This is a genomic window from Pricia sp. (assembly GCF_041745955.1).
Lineage (GTDB): Bacteria > Bacteroidota > Bacteroidia > Flavobacteriales > Flavobacteriaceae > Pricia.
Genome location: NZ_JBGTHY010000268.1, coordinates 1 through 6,659, shown reverse-complemented (window position 1 = coordinate 6,659; position 6,659 = coordinate 1). Strand labels below are relative to the sequence as shown.

Annotated in this window: 5 protein-coding genes and 1 pseudogene; 4 read left to right on the top strand and 2 right to left on the bottom strand. The window is 45.1% G+C overall.

The window, feature by feature from the left end:
- The 3 genes and pseudogenes from ACEW8S_RS09930 to ACEW8S_RS09920 all read left to right on the top strand — a co-directional run.
- Window positions 1-313, top strand: a pseudogene (locus ACEW8S_RS09930) (all-trans-retinol 13,14-reductase); the annotation flags it as partial.
- A gap of 153 nt (window positions 314-466) precedes the next feature.
- Window positions 467-2,164, top strand: a complete 1,698-nt coding sequence (locus tag ACEW8S_RS09925) for a C45 family autoproteolytic acyltransferase/hydolase (RefSeq protein ID WP_373517997.1) — start codon at window positions 467-469, stop codon at window positions 2,162-2,164.
- 155 nt (window positions 2,165-2,319) lie between these two features.
- Complete coding sequence (locus tag ACEW8S_RS09920) at window positions 2,320-3,609, top strand: phenylacetate--CoA ligase family protein (protein WP_373517996.1); 1,290 nt, start codon at window positions 2,320-2,322, stop codon at window positions 3,607-3,609.
- Window positions 3,610-3,782: 173 nt separating this feature from the next.
- On the opposite strand, the gene recQ is transcribed toward ACEW8S_RS09920, so the two are convergent.
- Together recQ and ACEW8S_RS09910 are read right to left on the bottom strand one after the other, a co-directional pair.
- Complete coding sequence (gene recQ, locus ACEW8S_RS09915) at window positions 3,783-5,870, bottom strand: DNA helicase RecQ (protein ID WP_373517995.1); 2,088 nt, start codon at window positions 5,868-5,870, stop codon at window positions 3,783-3,785.
- 43 nt (window positions 5,871-5,913) lie between these two features.
- Window positions 5,914-6,159 carry a hypothetical protein gene (locus ACEW8S_RS09910; protein WP_373517994.1) on the bottom strand — a complete coding sequence of 82 codons (246 nt, stop codon included), beginning with the start codon at window positions 6,157-6,159 and terminating at the stop codon, window positions 5,914-5,916.
- A gap of 168 nt (window positions 6,160-6,327) precedes the next feature.
- Between ACEW8S_RS09910 and ACEW8S_RS09905 the strand changes: the two genes are divergently transcribed.
- Window positions 6,328-6,659 (top strand): hypothetical protein (locus ACEW8S_RS09905; protein WP_373517993.1); only part of this gene is annotated, 332 nt, incomplete at its 3' end.

Here is a 6,659-nt window from a genome sequence, read left to right as displayed (position 1 = left end):
AAAGAAATTCCCGAATATCCGGGAGTGCATCCAATCCGTCCACACCTCGACGCCCCTATCGTATCGCGACTATATCGGTTGCCATCGCGGGGGAATGTACGGGTATGTCAAGGATATAGAAAATCCGTTAAAATCCTTTATCTCGCCACGAACCAAAATAGAAAACCTTTATTTTACGGGCCAAAGCCTTAATATGCATGGTATTTTAGGGGTCACCATCAGCGGGGTCGTCACCTGCTCGGAAATTTTAGGCGCCGAGTATTTGTTGGATAAAATAGTGGCGCGAAGTGAAAAAAGTGGGGCGTTACAATAGGCGGAAGGTATAAAAGATGTTTCGACGACCAAAACGACGGAGCGAAATTTAAAACTAAGAAAAAATATTTACAAAAGGCTGCCTGCCGTAAAGGCAGGTTTAGCAGTTTATACGTTTATGAGTTTATTCAATCAGGTTAGCCTTATAAAATCAATGCCCTTCCCTTTATTGACCTGGACTAGGGTAGGCTCGTGCACTTGGCTCCAAAAAATACAATTATTTGTGGTATTGCTTTTGTTCTTAAGCTCATGCGGTGTCAAAAAATCATTGCATGATATACCGGATGTAAGTCAATACGAATCCGAAATCGCGGAACGCACCCAACTAAACGATTCCACTTTTGTTTTGGATGATAATTTTTTGACTAAAAATAGACATGGTCAGTGGGAGTTATTTGTCAACGGAAATCCTTATGAACTAGGGTTAAAAACGGGTAGCCTTACCCAAGAACTCTTCAATCGGCAAGAACAAATTTTTGTCGACAAAATCGATTCGCTGGTACCGTCCAAGGGAAAGCAGAACTTGCTTCGAAAATTTCTCGCCTGGTTCAATCGCAAAATGTACCGCAATATCGATGCGCAGTATAAAGCTGAAATCTATGGTATGTCAAAATACGCCTCAAAAAATTTCGATTATATCGCCAAACCCTATCAACGGGTAATGTATTTTCACGGCGCGCACGATATCGGCCATGCCCTGCAAGATTTGGCACTGGTCGGCTGTTCAAGTTTCGCGGCCTGGGGCGACCATACCGAAGATGGCAAAATGATCATCGGCCGTAATTTTGATTTCTATGTCGGGGATGAATTCGCCAAGAATAAGATTATCGCTTTTGTCGTACCCGATAACGGGCATAAATTCATGTCGGTCACCTGGGGAGGCTTTATAGGGGTGCTATCCGGAATGAACGATCAGGGCCTGACTGTCACCATCAACGCAGGGAAATCAGATTTTCCATGGGTTGCCAAGACTCCCATTTCATTGGTTACCCGTGAGATTCTGCAATATGCATCCACTATTGACGAAGCCATCGCCATCGCCAAAAAACGGGAGGTATTTGTCTCGGAATCCATTTTTGTGGGAAGCGCCAAAGATAAGCGTGCCGCCATAATCGAAGTGTCCCCAAATAATTTTGGAGTTTACGAAGTCGAGAATTCCAACCAACTGATCTGCTCCAACCATTTTCAGAGCGCAGCATACGCCAACGACAAGAAAAACCAAAAACATATTCTTGAAAGTCATTCGCAATACCGCTACGAGCGTATGGAAGAATTGTTGGACGAACATCCCAAAGTAACTCCCAAAATCGTCGTTGACATCCTCCGGGATAAAAAGGGACTTGATGACAAGCGTATAGGTTATGGAAACGAAAAGGCCCTGAACCAGTTATTGGCGCATCACGGTATTGTTTTCCAACCGGAAGACCTGAAAGTCTGGGTATCGGGTAATCCGCATCAATTGGGGGAGTTCGCGGCCTATGACCTCAACGAGATTTTCAATGAAACGGATGCTGATATTGGGATAAAATCAATGTCAGAAGCAAAATTGAACATTCCCGAAGACCCCTTCGTGAACACTTTGGCCTATCAACACTATCAGCGCTATCGGAAGCTTCGAAACCAAATTATTAGGGCTATTTCTTCGGATGGATATGTAGAAGAAAAGACGCTACAAGAACTGATACTTCTAAATCCCGATTTTTGGGAAGCCTACTACTTGGTCGGAAAGTATAATTATGAAAAGGGATATGACCGTTTGGCCCTGAACGCTTTTTTGGAGGCGGAGACCAAAGAAATCACCACTGTACCCGATAGGGAAGAAGTAGAGCGTTATATTCGTAAATTAAAATGAAAAATCGATCGATAATAGCTCTGCATACGCAATAGCACGCTGATAACGAAGATTGGGCGTACAAGCGTCAGATTACATCATAAGTATCTACGTCACCGGCCGGCCGCCTGCAAGATAGGTCTATGTTAAATTATTTAAAGGCAAATCTTTTTAATATGATTCCAGAAATCGAAAAAGCATCCTTACAAGAAATCAAGACCTTTCAAGAGGAAAAACTGAGAGGACTTTTCGAATATCTGAATACAAATTCGCCCTACTATCGACGGTTGTTTCGGAAACATAAAATAAGTGCGGATGCTATCCGGAATTTAGAAGATTTGAGGCGTATTCCGACCACTTCCAAGGAGGACCTTCAGAAATTCAACGATGATTTTTTGTGTGTCCCGAAAAATAAGATTGTTGATTTTGTGACCACATCAGGCACGCTCGGTGAACCTGTTACCGTTGGCTTGACAGATGCCGATCTTGACCGGTTGGCCTATAATGAAGCGATTTCGTTTGCCTGTGCCGGAGTAACGGATGAAGATATCCTACAGTTGACAACGACCATCGACCGCCGTTTTATGGCGGGGCTCGCTTATTTTCTGGGCGCCAGAAAGTTGGGTGCCGGAATTATTCGCGTAGGAGCGGGCATCCCTGAACTGCAATGGGATACTATTCTACAATTCAGACCTTCCTATTTGATTGTTGTACCTTCCTTCCTTTTAAAATTGATAGAGTACGCCGAACATCATGATATCGATGTGAATGCTTCAGGAATAAAAGGGGCGATTTGTATCGGAGAATCGCTGCGCGACCAAGATTTCTCGCTCAACGTTCTGGCCCATAGGATAAAATCGGCTTGGAACCTTGAACTATACTCCACCTACGCCTCTACTGAAATGAGCACCGCGTTTACCGAGTGTTCGGAACAGCAAGGTGGTCATCAACATCCGGAACTGATCATCACGGAAATTTTGGACGATGAACAAAATCCCGTTCCCGCAGGTTACGAAGGCGAACTGGTCGTTACGACCTTGGGCATAGAAGCTATGCCCCTATTACGGTTTAAGACCGGTGATATGGTTGTGGCACATACCTCGCCCTGCGGTTGCGGAAGAAACACCTTGCGACTTGGCCCCGTGGTAGGCCGTAAAAAGCAGATGATCAAATATAAAGGCACCACGCTCTACCCGCCGGCCATGCACAATGCGCTCAACGATTTTCCGGAAGTGGAGAGTTTTGTTATCGAAATCTATCACAACAGCATCGGTACGGATGAAATCCGGATCAAAATCGCCACAAAAATAGCTTCCGAAGAACTTTTGCAAACGATAAAAGACCATTTCCGATCGAAACTACGGGTAACTCCTAATATCGAATTTGTTCCGAAAGAAGAAGTGCAAAAACTGCGGATATCGAAATTAGGGCGAAAACCAGTTAGTGTTATTGATAAGAGAGGTTGAAAGGCACGCACGTTTTTGCCAAGAGCCTGACGAATCTCCCCGGTGTAAGGGGATGTTCGGTACAACGTAGCAATATTATATCATCAATACCTGTTCCCAAAACATAGAGCACTTCGTTGTTTTCAAAATCAGCACCGAAACTGAGGTGTTCCACCAGCTCCTTTCAAAGATGGCTATTGCAACAGATAAATCCCCATCTTGATTTTCCAATACGGCATTTTCTCCTCAAAATAGTCAAAATATGGGCGCAAGCCTTCCGGATATTCCAATTCGGATTGTGCCTTTTTGATAGTTTCTATTTCTTTGTCGGCTATAAATTGGTGTAGGTCGATATGCTTGCCTTCCTCGGCCATCTTTAAAAAATGACCATATACCGTACTATCGGAGATCCCCCTTTTCTTGGCTATTTCTGCGACAGAAAGACCATCATTGAACAAATTCAAGGAAAATTGATCTGTGGGAATACCCTTGGATTCCACGGTTTTTTTGTGCCGGTTGATTTCCTTAAGGAAAGCGGTGGCATATTTTTCAAGTTTGGCTTCCCCAACCCCCGAAACTTTCAGGAAGTCGGCCTCATCGTACGGCATTTTTTCTTCCATATCCCTCAAACTGGCATCGCTGAAGACTATGTAAGCGGGGACTTTTGCCTCCAAAGCGACCTGTTGTCTCAGTACCCGTAGTTTTTCGAAGAGTTCCGTTGGTTCTGTTTGCGTCTTGCATTCTTTTTTGGGCTTGAATTTTTCCCTTTCCAAGACGGCGAAGTGGACCTGTTTTCCCTCAAAAAGTACTTGTTTAGCAGAAGAGGTAAGGGCTATTCTAGAACCTTCCCTAAAATTGATTTCCAGAATACCCTGATTCAGCAATTGAATAACATATTGCTGGAGATCGAGCCAGGAGATCTCTTTCGCGGCACCGTAGGTTTTTACGTTCTGATAGCCGTTATCAAAGACCTGGGCGTTTCGGGCACCGCGCAATACGTCGACTACCATGCCCATGGCCTCGTTCTCCTTGAGACGTGCCACGGCGGAGCAGATCTTTTGGGTCAGCAGCGTGCCGTCGAAGTATTTGGGCGGGCGCTTGCAGATATCGCAATTGCCACAATTCTCGTAGACCGGCTCTCCGAAATAATTCAGAAGGGCGATACGGCGGCAGCTCAGGGCTTCCGCAAACTGCTGCATCCGTTCAAGCTTGGCATACTCGACCTCCGCATTGTCGCTATCGGCAATAAACCGGCGCAACAAGGTGACGTCGCCATAACTATAGAACAAAAGGGCATGTGCCGGTAGGCTGTCACGACCGCTACGGCCTATTTCTTGATAATAGCCCTCCACATTTTTCGGAAGATTGTAATGGATTACGAAACGAACGTTGCTCTTATCGATACCCATTCCGAACGCGATGGTGGCCACGATTATCGATACTCGATCGGTAATAAAATCCTCTTGCACGGCAGATCGTTTTTCCGAAGTCATGCCCGCATGATAGGCTTTGGCCTGAAAACCGGAATCGCACAATCGTTCGGCAATCTTTTCGGTATTCTTTCGACTTAGGCAATAGATGATTCCGCTTTCATCTGGGCGTTGCGTTAGAAAATCGATAATCTGTTTAAGCCGGTTTTGGGCGGGGCGAACTTCTAAAAACAAATTGGGCCGATCAAAGGAGGCCCAATGCCTGTCAGCGTCGGGAATACCTAATTGGTCTACAATATCATCTTGAGTGGTCTTGTCCGCCGTGGCGGTAAGCGCCATAATCGGAACGTTCGGAAAACGCTCTTTTAAAGTTCCCAATTGCATATACGCCGGACGAAAATCATGGCCCCAGGACGATATACAATGGGCCTCGTCGATGGCGAACAGGCTGATGGGAATATTCTGAAAAACTGCGTCGAACTGGTGCAGGCTTTCGGGGGCTACGTAGAAAAGTTTCAGCTCGCCCTGTCGTAACGCTAACAGTATTTCTTGCTGCACCTCAGAAGGCTGGGAACTGTTATAGTAAGCGGCGGCTAAACCATTGGCACGCAGGGCATCTACCTGATCTTTCATCAAAGCTATCAATGGGGAGACCACTACCGCCGTACCTTCGGTCGCCAAGGCCGGCAATTGAAAACAAAGGGATTTTCCACCGCCCGTAGGCATGATGGCCATCACATCCTTTTGGGAAAGAATATCTTCCATCACCTCCAACTGGTTCGGCCGGAAGGAATCATATCCAAAATGGGTTTTTAATAACGGCAGGAGCTCTTGTTGTACTGTAGTAGTCATAGTCGTAAAAATAAGGATTGTTTTAAAATTTATGTGCCAATGGCTATTCCGATTTATAGCCTATCTGTTTTCGGGGTACTGGACTTCCGTTCTTGTTGATGAGTTCATCCAAATAATCGAAAACCAGTCCTATGTTCTTGCCCTGGTCGGAGAGTTTCTTTTTGATATGCCCTATTTCGAGTTTTAAGGCTAACGTATCCGTCATTACTTCCCGCATTTTGGTGAAAACGCGAATGATTCGGATGTTGACCGCAATGGCCCTATCGCTGCTTAAAACACATGACAACATGGTTACGCCTTGTTCCGTTTATGGCAACAAAAAGATTATGCAAACATTCCGTCCATAATACCCTTACTTCAAAAGTATCACAATCCTTGGTTTACATATTATGTTTGCATAATAATGTTCACTTTTGATACGGGCGATATTGCCCGCATCATTAAAAGTGAAATAGTTATGATCAATGAATTTCAAACATTCAAAGAGCTTACGGATAGAGCGGCAGCCTATCTCAAAAGCTTGTCCTACGGATCCCAAAGTATAGATTCGTACTCAAGGGAATGGTCCCGTCTCGGGGATTACATGAGGGTTAACGGAGTGCTACGATTTGATTCCGGTGCCGGGGTACGATACCTTGCCCAAATAACCGGTAATATCGAGGTCGGATCATTATCTAGAAAGCAGCGAAATCAAATAAGGGCCATCTCGGTCCTATCCGATTTTGCCGAGACCGGCACGATCAGAAAGAGGAAAAAGAAACAAGCCCCCAAAGAACTCAACGGGCCAAT

Coding starts and splice junctions, on each gene's coding strand:
- ACEW8S_RS09925 (WP_373517997.1), top strand. CDS start 467: ATGCCCTTCCCTTTATTGACCTGGACTAGGGTAGGCTCGTGCACTTGG.
- ACEW8S_RS09920 (WP_373517996.1), top strand. CDS start 2,320: ATGATTCCAGAAATCGAAAAAGCATCCTTACAAGAAATCAAGACCTTT.
- recQ (WP_373517995.1), bottom strand. CDS start 5,870: ATGACTACTACAGTACAACAAGAGCTCCTGCCGTTATTAAAAACCCAT.
- ACEW8S_RS09910 (WP_373517994.1), bottom strand. CDS start 6,159: ATGTTGTCATGTGTTTTAAGCAGCGATAGGGCCATTGCGGTCAACATC.